This window comes from Lacrimispora sanguinis (assembly GCF_044987295.1).
GTDB lineage: Bacteria > Bacillota > Clostridia > Lachnospirales > Lachnospiraceae > Lacrimispora > Lacrimispora celerecrescens_B.
Genome location: NZ_CP173277.1, coordinates 2,633,276 through 2,649,842, shown reverse-complemented (window position 1 = coordinate 2,649,842; position 16,567 = coordinate 2,633,276). Strand labels below are relative to the sequence as shown.

The following is a 16,567-nucleotide window of genomic DNA, read 5'->3' as shown; positions in this document are numbered from 1 at the left end:
AGTTATGGGAACCAATCAGGACGATGAGATTGAGATAGATTTAATTGAGTTATTTTATATTTTAAGACGGAAAATATGGATTATTTTATTGACGGGTATTTTAGGAGCGGTCTCTTTCGGTTTATTTACGGCAATGGTTTTGGAGCCGGTTTTCACCTCTTCCACTATGCTCTATATAGTCAATAAAACCACTACACTGACTTCTCTGACGGATCTGCAGCTGGGAACTCAGCTTACAAAGGATTATAAGGTGTTGATTACCAGCAGGCCTGTTACAAACCAGGTCATTTCAAATCTGGATTTAAATATGTCTCATGAACAGCTTGTGAAAAAAATTAAAGTGGAAAACCCTGCAGATACCAGAATTCTTACTATATCGGTAGAGGATTCAGATCCTTATATGGCTAAAAGCATTGCGGATGAAGTAGCAAAAGTAGCATCTGCCAGAATGGCTCAAATCATGGATTCCGTTCCTCCGAATATCGTGGAGGAAGGATATTTGCCGACAGAAAAAACCAGGCCAAGTGTTACAAAAAGTTCTTTATTAGGCGGTTTCGCAGGTGTATTTCTGTCTGCATTAATCATTCTGGTGTTATTTATTATGAATGATACGGTTAAAACTCCCGAGGATGTGGAAAAGTACCTGGGGCTGAATACATTGGCTGCCATTCCATTGTTTGAAGAGAATGGTTCCGTGCAGAAGAAAAGACGAAAGAGGAACCATGGGAGAGGAGGTACGGCGCAATGAGAAAGGTTACATTCCGCAGAAAGGACAAGCTTGATTTTAAAGCAAATGAAGCGTTTAAAACATTAAGATCAAATATTCTTTTTTCAGGTAATGATATTAAAGTATTGACCCTCACCAGTTCTACTCCCAATGAAGGTAAAACCTCTATATCATTTCAGCTTGCCAGCTCTTTTGCGGCGGCGGATAATAGGGTATTGTTTGTAGATGCTGACATTAGAAAATCTGTTATTGCAGGCCGATATAAAGTTGATGGGAATACATATGGGCTGACCCATTACATGACAGGGCAGAGAACGATGGAAGAGGTAATCTGTCAGACGGATATTAAGAACATGGATATAATCCTTGCTGGACCTGTTTCTCCTAACCCTACTGAGCTTCTTGGAGGGCCTTTGTTTGCACAACTTCTGGAAGAACAGCGGGATAATTATGACTACATAATTATCGATGCCCCACCTCTAGGTAGTGTAATCGATGCGGCCCTGATCGCCAGATATGTGGATGGAGCGATCATTGTCGTGGAAAGTGCTGTGATAAGTTATAAAATGCTGCAAAGAGTTAAGGAGCAGCTGGAAAAAAGTGAATGCCGTATCTTAGGGGTAGTATTAAATAAAGTAGATATGGAGCATGATGCTTATTACGGAAATTATTACGGGAAATATTATGGGAAGTATTACGGAAACTATGGAGAATCATAATAGATGGTATTAGTAAAGAACGTGTGTAGGTCAGTAAAATGGACCCTATAAGATAGACAGTTAAAAAAGCGAAAATTGCTTATATTTTAACTTACCCTACCTTGTAGGGTCTTTTTTTGTTATACTCATAGCATAAATAAGGAGCGTACTTTATGGGAAAAAATTATTTTACAGAGAAACAGCAGGAACAGCTTCGTAATAATCCATATATTGAACGCGTTTCTGAGAAAGCAATTACATATACAACTGAGTTTAGAAAAAAATTTGCCACAGAATATGAGGCTGGAAGATTGCCTTCTATTATTTTACGTGATATGGGGATTGACCCACAACTGCTTGGTAATCGTAGAATCGATACAATTACGAGACGCATAAAGAAATTCAGTCTTCGGGCGGAAGGGTTTGAAGACACACGTAAAAATAATTCTGGACGCCCTTCAACTAAACAATTATCCGAACAGGAACGTATTGCATATCTAGAACATCAGGTAAAATATTTAAAACAGGAGAATGCGTTTTTAAAAAAAATCAATTTTCTAGACAAACAAGCCGAATGGGTAGAAAAGCGGAAGCAACTCCAGAAGAAAAATTCAGACTCATCCAAGAAATGATTTCACGGGATAATAATGAACTAAACCTCAGCTGGCTCTGTGAATTGGCACGGGTATCCAGAAGCGGTTATTATAACTGGTTAAATTCAAAGGATAAACGAAATGAAAAAGATGCTAGAGATAAAGCTGACTTTGACTTGATTCTTAAAGCATATCTGTATCGTGGTTATGATAAAGGAAGGCGCAGTATCTACATGCGCTTGCTTCATATGGGAGTACGTATGAATCAAAAGAAAATCAGTCGTTTAATGAAGAAATTCAACTTGTTTTGTCCTATACGTAAAACGAATCCATATCGAAGAATGGCAAAAGCTTTAAAAACAGATGCTGTATCTGATAATCTTGTACAACGCGAGTTTTCAGAACATGGTGCAGGCAAAATCCTTCTCACCGATATTACGTATCTGTTTTACAACCATGGATGTAAAGCATATTTATCTGTAATAAAAGATGCCTGTACGAAACAGGTATTGGCCTATGTTCTTAGCGAATCCCTTGAAGTTGATTTTGTACTCGACACAATAAATATGTTAATCAAAAATCATAAAAAAAGCCTTCAGACCGATGCAATATTGCACTCAGATCAAGGCTGCCATTATACAAGTATTTCGTTCAGACAGCTACTGAAAGATAAAGAACTAAGACAGTCAATGTCCAGACGTGGTAACTGCTGGGATAATGCACCACAGGAATCTTTTTTCGGACATATGAAAGACGAAATCCATCTTTCCAGATGTACTACTTATGAAGAACTTTGTACAGAAATCAATGATTACATGGATTATTACAACAACGAGCGTTATCAATGGGAACTGGCAAAGCTTTCTCCTAACCAATATGCAGAATATTTGAGAACAGGTTATTATCCTATTGAGGTATAGTAAAAGCGTCACAACTACAATTACTAGCTGTGACGCTTTATCATACTCTTTTTTTTAAATGCCCTTGACATGGGGACCAGTTTACAGATCTTAAGACTTGCACACGTTCTTTATTTATAAGTAGTCATCAGCAGCAGTAAGAATTGGATAATTTTTTGAAATTTTACATGATCTTTAAAAATCCACTTGACCATGACCATACGTCACCCTATATAATACAAATATAATAATGTAGGAATAAGGAGGTGACATGCCGGTGAACCCATATTATACCTCAGGCCAGTTCGCGAAAAAGGCCAATGTTTCCATTCGCACCGTCCGGTATTACGATAAACAGGGACTATTAAAACCTTCCGGAATGAGCGAGGGAGGATACCGGCTTTATACGGATTCTGATTTTGCTAAGCTTCAGAAAATTCTTTCCTTAAAGTATCTGGGCTTTTCCTTAGATGAAATCCGCTCCATAACCATCAATGACAATGACAATGATTATGTGGAAGGGTCTCTTCGGCTTCAATTGAATCTGATCAGAAAGAGGATCGAGCACTTAAAGCTTGTAGAGCAGACCCTTACGGAAACATCAAAGCTGGTGACGGAAAATCAGGCTGTGGACTGGAATAAAATTCTTCACTTAATCCATATTACCAATATGGAACGATCCCTTGTGGAACAGTATAAGGATGCGGCTAACATAAACATTCGGATCGGGCTTCACAAAAAGTATACAAAGAATCCTATGGGATGGTTTCAGTGGCTGTATGGTCTTATGGAACCTTTGGATGGAAAAAGTGTACTGGAGCTGGGATGCGGCAATGGGGAACTGTGGCGTGCAAACAGGAACAAGCTGCCGGTGGATACGAAGATCTGCCTGTCTGACATTTCAGAAGGGATGATCCGGGATGTGGAAGAAGGCTTAAAAGGCGTTCCCGGCTCCTTTTCCTTTGAAGTATTTGACTGCCGTCAGATCCCAAAGCCTGATGAAAGCTTTCATATTGTGACCGCCAATCATGTTCTGTTTTACTTAACGAATTTGGATGGGGCATTGGATCAGGTACAGAGAGTCCTAAAACCTGAGGGCGTTTTTTATTGCAGCACCTATGGTTCGGATCATATGAAGGAAATCAGCCAGCTGGTTAAGGAATTCGATTCCAGAATTGCGCTATCCGAAGTGAATTTATATGATGTCTTTGGACTCGAGAATGGGGAGGAGATCTTAAAAGGTCATTTCAGTTCCGTGGAAAAGAGAGACTATAAGGATTACCTGGAAGTCAGTGATCCTGGCGCTCTTATGGAGTACATACTTTCCTGCCATGGAAACCAACAGGAGTATTTAAGTGACCGTTATGAGGAATTCCGGGAATTTTTAAAGAAGAAAATGGAAAAGAAAGGTTTTATCCATATTACAAAACGGGCTGGGGCATTTATCTGCAGAAAGTAAAGAAAAATTAATGGAAAAGGACTTGACAGTAACCTTACGTCACCCTGTATGATGGTATCACAAATAGATACGGAGGAGAAAGAAATGAAAGGAATTATACTTGCCGGAGGCTCCGGCACCAGACTTTACCCGCTAACTATGGTAACTTCTAAACAGTTACTGCCTATTTATGATAAGCCGATGATTTATTATCCACTGTCCGTTCTGATGAACGCAGGAATCCGGGATATCCTGATCATCTCCACCCCTGATGACACACCACGTTTTGAGGCGCTTTTAGGAGATGGAGGACAGTTTGGTATCCGCTTATCTTATGCGGTCCAGCCTTCCCCCGATGGTCTGGCACAGGCATTTATCATTGGTGAGGAATTCATTGGAGACGAAAGCGTGGCCATGATCCTTGGAGATAATATTTTTGCAGGTCATGGACTTAACAAGCGTCTGTTAAATGCGGCTAACAAAAAGGATGGAGCGACTGTATTCGGCTATTACGTAGATGATCCGGAGCGTTTTGGCATCGTGGAATTTGATTCTGAAGGAAAAGCAGTGTCCATTGAGGAAAAGCCGGCAAAACCAAAGAGCAATTATTGTGTGACCGGACTTTATTTCTATGATAATAAAGTAGTGGAATATGCGAAGAACTTAAAGCCATCGGCCAGGGGCGAATTGGAGATTACAGATTTAAACCGCATTTACCTGGAAGATGGAGAGCTTGATGTGGAGCTTTTAGGTCAGGGCTTTACCTGGCTTGATACAGGAACTCATGAATCTCTGGCAGATGCAACGGATTTTGTTCGCACTATGGAGACACACCAGCACAGGAAGATCGCCTGCCTGGAAGAAATCGCATATTTAAACCACTGGATCACAAAGGATCAGCTATTGAAGAACATTGAGCCTTTGAAAAAGAACCAGTACGGACAGTATCTGATGGATGTACTTGCAGGAAAATATATTGATAAATTACACGATTAAGGAAGCTTGATTCGCTTTGCGACGGCTTTTAGCTGTAATTAAGCAAATAAAAAGGAGGAGCATATAAATGAAAATCATCGTTACCGGAGGAGCCGGTTTTATCGGGGGAAATTTTGTACATCACATGGTAAATAAGTACCCGGATTATCAGATCATCAATCTGGACCTTTTGACTTATGCAGGAAATTTAGAGACATTGAAGCCTGTTGAGGATAAGCCTAATTATAAATTTGTAAAAGGTGATATTGCAGACAGAAGCTTTGTTTTTGACCTTTTCGAGAAGGAGAAACCAGATGTGGTGGTAAACTTTGCGGCAGAAAGCCATGTGGACCGTTCCATTACTGACCCTGAGTCATTTGTAAGAACGAATGTGATGGGAACCACAACCCTCCTTGATGCCTGCCGTACTTATGGAATTAAGCGTTATCATCAGGTTTCTACAGATGAAGTATACGGCGACCTGCCACTTGACCGCCCAGACTTATTCTTTACAGAGGAAACCCCTCTTCATACCTCAAGCCCTTACTCTTCCTCAAAGGCCAGCGCAGACTTATTTGTTCTGGCATACCAGAGAACGTTTGGACTTCCGGTGACCGTTTCCAGATGCTCCAATAACTATGGCCCGTATCATTTCCCGGAAAAACTGATTCCTCTTATCATCAGCCGTGCCCTGGCAGATGAAGAACTTCCGGTATATGGAACTGGGGAAAATGTAAGAGACTGGCTCCATGTTTCCGATCACTGCGAAGCCATCGACTTAATTATTCATAAGGGAAGAGTGGGTGAGGTCTATAATGTAGGCGGACATAACGAGCGCACCAACTTAGAAGTAGTTAAGACCATTCTTAAGGCCCTTGACAAGCCAGAGAGCTTAATTAAGTACGTTACCGACCGCCCTGGCCATGACAGACGTTATGCCATTGACCCGAAGAAGCTGGAAACAGAGCTTGGCTGGAAACCGAAATATAACTTTGATACAGGAATCCGTCAGACCATCCAGTGGTATCTGGACAATGAGGACTGGTGGAAGCATATCATCAATGGGGAATACCAGAATTATTTTGATAACATGTACGGGGAGCGTTTATAATTCCCAGCCCATTGGGAGCCGTCAGGCAAACCGAACTTCCGTAAAGAAAAGAGGCATCTATGAAAGTATTTGTTACTGGCGTAAAAGGCCAGCTTGGATTTGATGTAGTAAATGAATTGAAAAAACGGGGGCATGAGGCGGTAGGTGTGGACATCGATGAGATGGACATCACGGATAAGGACAGCGTGAACCGGGTCATTAAGGCAGCCGCTCCTGATGCAGTCATCCATTGTGCCGCTTATACGGCTGTGGATGCGGCGGAAGATAATGAGGAGTTATGCCGGAACGTTAACGCAAAGGGAACGGAGTACATTGCCAAAGTATGCCGGGAACTGGATATCAAGATGATGTATATCAGTACGGATTATGTGTTTAACGGCCAGGGAACACGCCCCTGGGAGCCTGATGACGAAAGGGCACCGTTAAATGTTTACGGCCAGACCAAATATGAGGGAGAACTGGCAGTGGAAGAAAACCTCGCAAAATATTTTATCGTGAGGATCGCCTGGGTGTTTGGTGTGAACGGGAAGAACTTTATAAAGACTATGCTGAACCTTGGTAAGACTCATGATAAATTAACGGTGGTTGCCGATCAGACAGGTTCTCCTACCTATACTTATGATCTGGCCCGTCTTTTGGTAGATATGATTGAAACGGAAAAATACGGGCGTTATCATGCTACCAACGAAGGAGAGTGCACATGGTATGAATTTGCCTGTGAAATCTTTAGACAGGCAGGCATGGATGTAAAAGTGGAGCCTGTTGGTTCGGATCAGTATCCGGCAAAGGCAAAACGGCCAGCTAACAGCCGTATGAACAAGGATAAGCTGGAGGAAAACGGTTTTCTTTGCCTGCCTTCCTGGCAGAATGCTTTAAAACGGTACCTGGAGATCGTTTTCCCTGGTTAAGGGGCAGCAGGCAGCAGGTTTGGTTGGGATGGATTTAAAAAAAATTTAAATTCACCTGACCGGACTTGCAATTTATTTGTGTTCATGATATAATGGCGAAATACCGTGAATATCATAGTTTTTCATAAAAAAAGATTGACGAATCCTGGTCTGTATGTTATAGTAATTGGGCGAATGGAAGAGCTTAGGTCTTTTTTTTATGCTCAAAATTGCTTGCAGCAGACAAAGGGACTTAAAACACAACAATGAAAATTTAAGTGGAGGTGGAAGTCGTGCGCACAAAAATCACACTGGCATGTACAGAATGCAAACAGCGTAATTACAATATGACCAAGGATAAGAAGACTCATCCGGACAGAATGGAAACCAAGAAGTATTGCAGATTCTGTAAGAGCCATACAATGCACAAGGAAACAAAGTAATCAGTTTGTAAAGGACGTGAAATTATGGGAGATACAGTGAACAACGAGAGTGCTCAGAAGAAAAGCTTTTTTAAGGGTTTGAAATCTGAGTTTTCAAAAATCGTTTGGCCTGACAAAGAAACCGTAACGAAACAGACGATCGCTGTTATTTCTTCAGCGATTGCTTTAGGACTGATTATCGGAATTCTTGATCTTATCATCAAGTTTGGTCTCAGTTTTATCTTATAATTCGTAAGGGTTAAGGTGAGTTTATGTCAGAAGCACATTGGTATGTAGTTCATACCTATTCAGGTTATGAGAACAAAGTAAAGGTTGACATTGAAAAAACAATCGAAAACAGAAACTTACAGGATCAGATTCTGGAAGTATCGGTTCCGTTAGAGTCCGTCATTGAAATAAAAAATGGCGTTGAAAAGAAGGCGGATAAAAAGATGTTTCCCGGCTACGTACTGATTCACATGGTCATGAATGATGATACATGGTATGTGGTGCGTAATACCCGTGGAGTGACAGGCTTTGTAGGCCCTGGATCAAAACCGGTTCCTCTGACAGAAGAAGAGATGGAGAAACTTGGGTTCAAGAACGAAGAGGTCATCATTGGCTTTGAAGAGGGAGATACCGTTGTGGTAACTTCCGGTGCATGGAAAGATACAGTTGGTGCCATCAAGTCCATCAACGAAAGTAAGAAAACCATCACCATGAGCGTTGAGATGTTCGGCCGGGAGACTCCGGTAGAATTAAACTTCAGCGAAGTAAAGAAGATGTAACAAGTAAAAGCGGCTTATACCGGTGTATAGGCTCGTGGGAGGGAAATCCCCGACAATACCACATTTATTTAGGAGGTGCCTTATTATGGCAAAGAAAGTAACGGGATATATCAAATTGCAGATTCCAGCAGGAAAGGCTACACCAGCTCCTCCTGTAGGTCCAGCACTTGGACAGCATGGTGTAAACATCGTACAGTTTACAAAGGAATTCAACGCAAGAACAGCTGATCAGGGAGACTTAATCATCCCAGTTGTTATCACTGTTTATGCTGACAGAAGCTTCAGCTTCATAACCAAGACTCCGCCAGCTGCTGTATTATTAAAGAAAGCCTGCAAGATCAAATCCGGATCTGCGGTTCCTAATAAGACAAAGGTAGCTACAATTACTAAGGCTGAATTACAGAAGATCGCTGAATTGAAGATGCCTGACTTAAATGCTGCATCTGTTGAATCAGCTATGAGCATGGTCGCTGGTACCGCAAGAAGTATGGGTATCACAGTAGTTGAAGCATAATTTTCTTAATAATATTGTAGTCTATGAAGTTTTAAGAACGTGGGAGGGAAAATCCCCGACAATACCACTAGGAGGTTATTTAGAATGAAAAGAGGAAAAAGATACGCAGAGGCAGCTAAAACAGTAGATCGTTCTGTTCTCTACGATGCACCAGTAGCAATCTCTTTAGTTAAGCAGAATGCAAGTGCTAAATTTGATGAAACCATAGAAGCTCATATCAGAACCGGTTGTGACGGACGTCACGCTGACCAGCAGATCCGTGGCGCAGTTGTACTTCCTCACGGTACAGGTAAGACTGTTCGTATTTTAGTTTTCGCTAAGGGCCCTAAGGCTGATGAAGCTTTGGCTGCAGGCGCAGACTTTGTTGGAGCTGAGGAACTGATTCCGAAGATCCAGAACGAAGGCTGGTTAGATTTTGATGTAGTTGTTGCTACACCAGATATGATGGGTGTTGTTGGTCGTCTGGGACGTGTCCTGGGACCTAAGGGCTTAATGCCAAACCCAAAAGCTGGTACTGTTACCATGGACGTAACAAAAGCAATCAACGATATCAAAGCTGGTAAGGTTGAGTACAGACTTGATAAGACAAATATTATCCACGTGCCAGTTGGAAAAGCTTCTTTTACAGAAGAACAGTTAGCGGACAACTTCCAGACGCTTGTTGATGCAATCGTCAAAGCAAGACCAAGTGCAGTTAAGGGTGCCTACTTAAAGAGTGTTACACTGGCTTCCACTATGGGACCTGGCGTAAAACTGAACGTAGCAAAGTTAATGAACTAATTTTGTTTTGTGGTTGACATTAATTATATATAATGTTATACTATGCAAGTATTGACTGCCGAAGACAGCAGGTGCCGCAAGGCATAAGGTGTTAACGCCTGCCGAGGAATGTACAAGAATCATTTTATGTAAATGAATTGTAGACCTCTCCGTCCATCCGGCGGAGGGGTTTTTCTTTGCGGTTTATACGAGCGGGCCTTACGGGTAACCGGGAGGCTCAGACTAAACAGGAGGTAAACCATAATGGCAAAAGTTGAATTAAAGCAGCCAGTTGTAAGCGAGATCAAAGAATTACTTGATGGCGCTGAGTCAGCGGTAGTTGTAGATTACCGTGGTATCTCAGTTGCTCAGGATACAGCGCTTCGTAAGAAATTAAGAGAGGCTGGTATTTCCTACAAAGTATATAAGAATACAATGATCCGTTTTGCAGCTCAGGGTACAGCATTTGAGGCTCTGGAACCTAATCTGGAAGGACCTACAGCTATCGCTGTGTCAAAGACAGATGCAACAGCTCCAGCAAGAATCCTGGCTGAGTTTGCTAAAACTGCTCCGGCCTTAGAGATTAAGGGCGGCGTTGTAGAAGGCGCTTACTATGATGCAAAAGGTATGGAGAAGATCTCCAGCATTCCTTCCAGGGATATCCTTCTTGGAAAGTTGCTTGGAAGCATCCAGTCTCCTATCACAAACATTGCTCGCGTTCTCAAGCAGATTGCAGATGCTCAGGGCGGAGAAGCAGCAGAGGCATAAAATTCTTAATAAAGGTAAGCGAAACGCACCTGAATTTAGAAAATTAGCCGTTCGATGAGCGATTAGGCGAATCGAACTTCCTTAAAAAAACATATTAAATACGGAGGTATATTATCATGGCAAAGTTAACAACAGCTGAATTTATCGAAGCGATCAAAGAATTATCTGTATTAGAATTAAACGAATTAGTAAAGGCATGTGAGGAAGAATTTGGTGTATCTGCAGCAGCAGGCGTAGTAGTTGCAGCAGCAGGTCCTGCAGCAGCAGAAGAAGAGAAGACTGAATTCGACGTAGAATTAACAGAAGTTGGTCCTAACAAGGTTAAAGTTATCAAGGTTGTTCGTGAAGCTACAGGCTTAGGCTTAAAGGAAGCAAAAGACGTAGTTGACGGAGCTCCTAAGGTATTAAAGGCTGGCGCTTCCAAGGAAGAGGCTGAGCAGATCAAGGCTTCTTTAGAGGCTGAAGGCGCTAAAGTTACTTTAAAGTAATTTTATTTTATGATTATTTTGGACAGGGTTTGTACCTTTTTGAGAGGGACAAAACCCTGTCCTTTTCTAACGCAAAATAACAGAATAGTCTTGACAATTTTGTAAATTCAGGTTAGAATGTACGTGTATTATCGAATGGAGTTATGATTTCACATATTTTTGTAAGTCATTATTTTCGGATGATGATTTACAAAAATATGTGATTTTTTGTTTCAGGCGATATATCAAATATTTTTTATTTTATAGGAGGTACACGTTATGAACAACGGTACAGTAAAATGGTTTAATGGTGCTAAGGGATATGGTTTCATCGTAAATGACGCAACAGGCGAAGAAGTATTCGTACACTTCTCTGGTATCATGTCTGATGGTTACAAGACTCTTGAAGAAGGCCAGAAAGTAACTTATGACACAACAGAAGGAAACCGTGGTCTGCAGGCAGTTAACGTTTGCATGGCTTAAGTAAAGCTTCGATTTCTATGTAAGCTTTAAGGGCTGTTCTCATTTTAAGATGAGAACAGTCCTTTTTTTGTGGGCCTGTAGTGTTTTCAACGGCTTCTCTTTTACAATGCGGATAAGTCCTTGCAATTAAATCATGTAAGGGAAAAGATAGAAAAAGGCAGAAATGTTTTGGTTTTATTTTCCTGTAATGCTCCATAGATTTATTAATAATGACAGAAAGCTGGGCTTATGGGAATATGAAAATAAAATGGAAAGCGGCCTGTTTACTGGTTGTTTTTATATTGGATATCATTTTTATAAAGGCTATGCATCAATCATACATAGAAACAAAGAATACCCTTTTTCTCCCTGTGGGTGCGGATGGAGAGGCAAGAGACGAGGTCAGGAGGCAGTTTTCTGGAGATAAGCAGATCGCATTGACCTTTGATGACGGCCCTCATTCCGTTTATACGCCAAGGCTTCTTGATGGACTTCGCAAAAGAGGGGTCCATGCCACATTTTTTATACTTGGAGAAAATGTGGAGGGGAAAGAAGCTATTCTCAAACAGATGAAAGAGGATGGACATTTAATCGGAAATCATGGATTTACTCATGTACAGATGAGCAAGGAATCTGTGATAACTGCCTGCCAGCAAATAGAAAGGAATAACCGACAGATCGAAGAGATTACCGGTACAAGACCTGAGTATCTGCGGCCGCCTTATGGTTCCTGGAATGACGAATTGGAGTGTACAACCGACATGACGGTTGTGCTGTGGAATTTGGACCCTCTAGACTGGAAGACAAAGAGCGTCAAAAAGACAGTGCGTTATATTGTAAAGAGGGTAGAACCGGGAGATATTATCCTTCTTCATGATGTGTACCCGACTTCAGTGGAAGCGGCCCTGGAGGTAATTGATACTTTGACGAAGCAGGGGTACACCTTTGTTACGGTCGATGAACTGCTGATAGATTGAGCCAAATTGGATTCTATGCCAGTGATCTTCTATAAGATTGCTGCAGTGGGTGAGCTAAGGTTATACCTGGATAGAGGAATATACTGGACCACGTGATAGCTGGTTAACTGGATTGGCATAATGTGGAGATTGCGCCCGTGTAGGAAGAATGAGTAGAGTTGATTTTCTTTCGGAGTATAGTTACTGTACAGATGTGAGGACATGCTAATTGAAAGGAAAAAAGATAGAAGGAGGTAACTGATATGGTCAGTTACCTCCTTATCGATTGTGATATGTGGAAACGCTGTTCAAAGGTACAAGGGAAAGGTGAATTAGTCTGATATTTTTTTATGGATTGTATCCCTTGATCAGTGAAAGACCGTGGATATAGTGTTGCTCAAGGAGCTTGGACGCAAGGTCAAAGTTACCGGAGCTGTAGGCATCGACGATATCTTTGTGCTGTTTGGTTGAGCAGGACCGGTCCTCAGCTGTGCGGATAGCAAACTTAATCAGAAGAAAACGGATCAGATTGTATCTCTTGTAGGTTTCTTTCAAAAATTGGTTGCCGCAGAAATCAAAAAACGACTTATGAAAATGGAAGTCTGCCTCAAAGTAGGCATCGTCATCCGTAGCAATTGACTGCTTTTTTAAATATTCTTTCAAATGCTTTGTCACTTCCTTGTCTGCACCCCTAGCGGCGGTCATCGTGAGGGCTACACAAGAGATAGCCGCAATGAATTCATTGATCTCTTCTGCATATCCATAGTCAAAGTTGATTACCTGAGCACCTGTTTTTGTAACTTCTTTTACGAGACCATCCTGATAAAGCTTGTTGATAGTATCTCGCACCGGTGTGGAGGAAACTAAAAAACGCTCCTGCAGTTCTCTATTTGTAATTTTGCTTCCCAGAGGAATTGTTCCGCTCATGATTTCATTTTTTAGGATGTTGTATATCTGTTCGCTTAGGGTCATTTTCACAAGAGTATTCTTCATCATCGTCTCCTTCCCGATTGTTCTTAATTGCTTGTTTTTTACAGTTTACTATAAATCTTTCTTAAAAGCAACAAAAGGGGTAATTGTTGATCTGATTTGTCTATATATTTCCCGTAACGCTAGGAATATAAATATAGTTTAAAATTGTAAAATAAATATTGACAAGTTTGCATATTAATGTATAATAAACACAACGATGCATGATGCATCATACATCATGCATCAATAGGACGGAAAGTAGGTAGAGTAGGGAAAATTTAATAAGAGAATGAGGATGGGGTAATGCAATTATCCCATTGTTAGGGGCAGGCCATTGCATCGCTTAACGATTATGAGAAAGATTTTTTAATTAAAATGAAAAATATAAACATTTTCAAGGAGGAATAGTAATGGATATGATGAGATTTGCACCAGAGCCTTTCAAAATTAAGATGGTAGAGCCTATGGGCAACCTTAACAAAGAAGAGAGAAAAGAAGCCATCAAGACAGCAGGATATAATACGTTCCTGCTAAAATCAGAGGAATGTTTTATTGACCTTCTGACAGATTCAGGGACAAATGCAATGAGTGACAGACAGTGGGCAGGACTGATGTTGGGTGATGAAGCCTACGGCGGCTCCAGGAACTTTTATCATCTAGAAGAGACTGTGCGAGAATTATTTGGATTCAAATATGTAGTTCCTACTCATCAGGGACGCGGTGCAGAGAACATTCTGTCTACTCTTACCATTAAGCCAGGAGACTATGTGCCGGGAAATATGTACTTCACCACAACCCGCTTCCATCAGGAACACAATGGAGCAACCTTCCGCGACGTGGTAATTGACGAAGCCCATGATCCAAATGCAGTCCTGGACTTCAAGGGCAATGTAGACTTAAATAAGTTCCAGGCTCTCATTGACGAAGTCGGCGCAGACAAGATTCCATATATCTGCCTTGCAGTTACAGTAAATTTAGCAGGCGGGCAGCCCGTTTCCATGGCTAACATAAAGGCTGTATCCGAGATGGCCCATAAGTATGGTATTAAGGTAATGTTTGATGCCACCAGATGCGTGGAGAACGCATATTTCATTAAGACAAGAGAAGAAGGCTATGAAGACAAAACCATTAAGGAAATTGTTCACGAATTGTTCTCCTATGGCGATGGCTGCACAATGTCCGGAAAGAAAGACTGTCTGACTAATATCGGCGGATTCCTTTGCATGAATGATAAAGATTTATATATCCGTGCGACAGGAATGGTCGTACAGTATGAAGGTATGCCTACCTACGGAGGAATGGCAGGAAGAGATATGGAAGCTATGGCAATCGGTCTTAGAGAGTCAATGGAATTCAACTACATCAGTCATCGAGTAAATCAGATCCGTTACCTTGGCGAAAAGCTGGATGCAGCAGGAGTTCCAATGGTTAAGCCAAGCGGCGGTCATGCAATTTTCGTAGATGCCCGTGCATTCTTAGACCATTTGGATCAGAAAACGGATTTCCCGGCACAGGCACTGGCAGCTGCTGTTTACGAGTACTCTGGCGTTAGAACCATGGAGCGGGGCATTATCTCCGCAGGAAGAGACAATAAGACAGGAGAGAACCATGTGCCGAAGCTGGAGACAATCCGTCTGACCATTCCGAGAAGGGTTTATACATATGCACATCTGGACTATGTTGCTGACGCAATAATCCAGTTGTATCAGGTGAGACATGACATCAGCGGTCTTAAGTGGGTTTATGAGCCTGAAGTTCTGCGCTTCTTTACGGGACGCTTTGAACCAAAGAATGGAGAATTAATTAAGGGATTCTGAAACTTAGAATTAAAAAGATAGCATAAGGAGATCTTTGTGGGCTATGGGGAGTGATTATACCACATTCAAACGGAGACAATAATATGATTTGACATTCAATGCTAAAAAAATCCTCACAAGTTTGCTCCGGAGTTTCATTATGAAACTTCGGAGCAAACTCTTTGGAATCAAATACTATGCCAATTTTGTAATTAATAAGAGCTTTCATATATTCTGCATGAGCATGTTGATTTTCTGCACGGTTTGTTGTATACTGTCATTGTAGGCAAGACGCTACGTTCGTGTTGTTCCGTTGCCTGGTTGATTTTATTTTTATTCTTGGTTTATGGAAGCATGCTGTTGGGATTGTTAAAAACAGTTAGGCAGCGATCATGATTTTTCAAGTCGGTATCGACAAAATTTCCCGATTAATACATTGTTAAATCGTATATGGTATCAGGCTTTATTTTGGTCATTTGATGATTCGTCATCGTTAAATAGACTTTTTGTTTTCGTGTGTCTGTCTGATCTATTCTAAAGGAGTATATTAAATATTTGTATTGTCATGAGTTTGTTTTAATTAGATTTCTACGTGAACCTATCTTTATGTTTCTAGTCTCATATAATTGTCTTGCAAGGCGGGCAACTGTATTCCATATCTGAATCCTTTTCGTTTTATCCCATTTTTTACAATTGCATTTTTAAGTATAATTCAGTTTATTTCGCTTTGTTTTCACAGGGGGGAGATGAATTTATTTAGTGTATTTAACTGTTCCTATGGTGAATATTTTACCATCTTGTCTATCTTTCTAAGTTCTTATTCATATCTTTATATCTTATTTATATTTCGTTAATATCGTATTTTGTAGCTTGTGCATTACATTTATGGAGTTTGCTTAGAGTGAATCTACTTATTTATTTAGCAATAAATTATCCATAGGTTGGCGGCTTTATCATGCAATTAATTGATCCTGGTATTTGAATATGGTTGTTACCAATGTTATGTGGGTATAAAAATACCGAAGCGATGTCACTAAAAAAAGAACCTTATGTGATATGACTATCTGTTATTCCGGCAATTCAGGTGTTATTCTTTTGGATTTTATATAATTCTCAATTACATTCCCCAATTCATCAATAAATTTAATACAAAATGGCTACAGAACATATTTGTATAGGTCTACTTTTTTATCAGGAGCAACCTGAAGGATTAAACCCTGCAGGAACCATATATCCCTTCTTAAGTAACAGACTGAATGCATTGCTGTTTACCTGACTATCCCATTTTATATGGAAAAATTACAATGCTTGAAAGCTCTTAAGTAAATACAAGAG

Annotated in this window: 19 protein-coding genes and 1 other annotated feature; of the genes, 18 read left to right on the top strand and 1 reads right to left on the bottom strand. The window is 40.8% G+C overall.

The genetic code is table 11. The annotated features are described in order from the left end of the window. Window positions 1–4 precede the first annotated feature (4 nt). The 17 genes from ACHZES_RS12280 (at window position 5) to ACHZES_RS12200 (ending at window position 12,485) form a co-directional block, all read left to right on the top strand. Window positions 5–748: a YveK family protein gene (locus ACHZES_RS12280; protein ID WP_395549358.1), complete on the top strand. Its 744-nt coding sequence runs from the start codon at window positions 5–7 to the stop codon at window positions 746–748. Next, on the top strand, window positions 745–1,446 hold the full coding sequence (locus ACHZES_RS12275; RefSeq protein ID WP_395549359.1) for a polysaccharide biosynthesis tyrosine autokinase: 702 nt from the start codon (window positions 745–747) through the stop codon (window positions 1,444–1,446). The genes ACHZES_RS12280 and ACHZES_RS12275 overlap by 4 nt, the downstream gene beginning before the upstream one ends. A gap of 152 nt (window positions 1,447–1,598) precedes the next feature. Next, a complete protein-coding gene (locus ACHZES_RS12270; protein WP_395549408.1) occupies window positions 1,599–2,057 on the top strand; it encodes an HTH domain-containing protein in 459 nt (152 codons plus the stop codon). Then, window positions 2,000–2,938 carry an IS3 family transposase gene (locus ACHZES_RS12265; RefSeq protein WP_395549406.1) on the top strand — a complete coding sequence of 313 codons (939 nt, stop codon included), beginning with the start codon at window positions 2,000–2,002 and terminating at the stop codon, window positions 2,936–2,938. Before ACHZES_RS12270 ends, ACHZES_RS12265 begins: the two co-directional genes overlap by 58 nt. A gap of 250 nt (window positions 2,939–3,188) precedes the next feature. Beyond that, window positions 3,189–4,376, top strand: a complete 1,188-nt coding sequence (locus tag ACHZES_RS12260; RefSeq protein ID WP_395548997.1) for a MerR family transcriptional regulator — start codon at window positions 3,189–3,191, stop codon at window positions 4,374–4,376. 84 nt (window positions 4,377–4,460) lie between these two features. Next, entirely contained in the window at window positions 4,461–5,351 is an 891-nt protein-coding gene (rfbA, locus tag ACHZES_RS12255) for a glucose-1-phosphate thymidylyltransferase RfbA (protein WP_395548996.1), read from the top strand. Window positions 5,352–5,418: 67 nt separating this feature from the next. Then, window positions 5,419–6,441 carry a dTDP-glucose 4,6-dehydratase gene (gene rfbB / locus ACHZES_RS12250; RefSeq protein WP_038278103.1) on the top strand — a complete coding sequence of 341 codons (1,023 nt, stop codon included), beginning with the start codon at window positions 5,419–5,421 and terminating at the stop codon, window positions 6,439–6,441. A gap of 59 nt (window positions 6,442–6,500) precedes the next feature. Further along, a complete protein-coding gene (gene rfbD, locus ACHZES_RS12245; RefSeq protein WP_395548995.1) occupies window positions 6,501–7,349 on the top strand; it encodes a dTDP-4-dehydrorhamnose reductase in 849 nt (282 codons plus the stop codon). Between the two features lie 272 nt (window positions 7,350–7,621). Beyond that, window positions 7,622–7,771, top strand: a complete 150-nt coding sequence (gene rpmG / locus ACHZES_RS12240; RefSeq protein ID WP_013271142.1) for a 50S ribosomal protein L33 — start codon at window positions 7,622–7,624, stop codon at window positions 7,769–7,771. A gap of 24 nt (window positions 7,772–7,795) precedes the next feature. Further along, window positions 7,796–7,999: a preprotein translocase subunit SecE gene (secE, locus tag ACHZES_RS12235; RefSeq protein ID WP_038278108.1), complete on the top strand. Its 204-nt coding sequence runs from the start codon at window positions 7,796–7,798 to the stop codon at window positions 7,997–7,999. A gap of 23 nt (window positions 8,000–8,022) precedes the next feature. Next, complete coding sequence (gene nusG, locus ACHZES_RS12230; RefSeq protein ID WP_038278110.1) at window positions 8,023–8,538, top strand: transcription termination/antitermination protein NusG; 516 nt, start codon at window positions 8,023–8,025, stop codon at window positions 8,536–8,538. 85 nt (window positions 8,539–8,623) lie between these two features. Further along, window positions 8,624–9,052 carry a 50S ribosomal protein L11 gene (gene rplK, locus ACHZES_RS12225; RefSeq protein WP_038278112.1) on the top strand — a complete coding sequence of 143 codons (429 nt, stop codon included), beginning with the start codon at window positions 8,624–8,626 and terminating at the stop codon, window positions 9,050–9,052. 84 nt (window positions 9,053–9,136) lie between these two features. Then, window positions 9,137–9,832 carry a 50S ribosomal protein L1 gene (gene rplA, locus ACHZES_RS12220; RefSeq protein ID WP_089993423.1) on the top strand — a complete coding sequence of 232 codons (696 nt, stop codon included), beginning with the start codon at window positions 9,137–9,139 and terminating at the stop codon, window positions 9,830–9,832. 40 nt (window positions 9,833–9,872) lie between these two features. Continuing rightward, window positions 9,873–10,016, top strand: a sequence feature (ribosomal protein L10 leader region). A 59-nt stretch (window positions 10,017–10,075) separates the two neighbouring features. Beyond that, the gene (gene rplJ / locus ACHZES_RS12215) at window positions 10,076–10,579 is read left to right on the top strand and encodes a 50S ribosomal protein L10 (RefSeq protein ID WP_038278117.1); all 504 of its coding nucleotides are present in this window, start codon (window positions 10,076–10,078) and stop codon (window positions 10,577–10,579) included. Between the two features lie 116 nt (window positions 10,580–10,695). Next, the gene (gene rplL, locus ACHZES_RS12210) at window positions 10,696–11,067 is read left to right on the top strand and encodes a 50S ribosomal protein L7/L12 (RefSeq protein ID WP_013271148.1); all 372 of its coding nucleotides are present in this window, start codon (window positions 10,696–10,698) and stop codon (window positions 11,065–11,067) included. A gap of 258 nt (window positions 11,068–11,325) precedes the next feature. After that, window positions 11,326–11,529: a cold-shock protein gene (locus tag ACHZES_RS12205; RefSeq protein ID WP_025231175.1), complete on the top strand. Its 204-nt coding sequence runs from the start codon at window positions 11,326–11,328 to the stop codon at window positions 11,527–11,529. Window positions 11,530–11,765: 236 nt separating this feature from the next. Continuing rightward, a complete protein-coding gene (locus ACHZES_RS12200; protein WP_038278328.1) occupies window positions 11,766–12,485 on the top strand; it encodes a polysaccharide deacetylase family protein in 720 nt (239 codons plus the stop codon). Window positions 12,486–12,812: 327 nt separating this feature from the next. Here the strand turns inward: ACHZES_RS12200 and ACHZES_RS12195 are convergent, their stop codons facing one another. Continuing rightward, window positions 12,813–13,460 carry a GntR family transcriptional regulator gene (locus ACHZES_RS12195; RefSeq protein WP_242843044.1) on the bottom strand — a complete coding sequence of 216 codons (648 nt, stop codon included), beginning with the start codon at window positions 13,458–13,460 and terminating at the stop codon, window positions 12,813–12,815. Between the two features lie 386 nt (window positions 13,461–13,846). Here ACHZES_RS12195 and ACHZES_RS12190 point away from each other — a divergent pair, with 386 nt between their 5' ends. After that, window positions 13,847–15,253, top strand: coding sequence for a tyrosine phenol-lyase (locus ACHZES_RS12190; RefSeq protein ID WP_038278124.1), 1,407 nt, complete (start codon window positions 13,847–13,849; stop codon window positions 15,251–15,253). The last annotated feature ends 1,314 nt before the right edge of the window (window positions 15,254–16,567 follow it).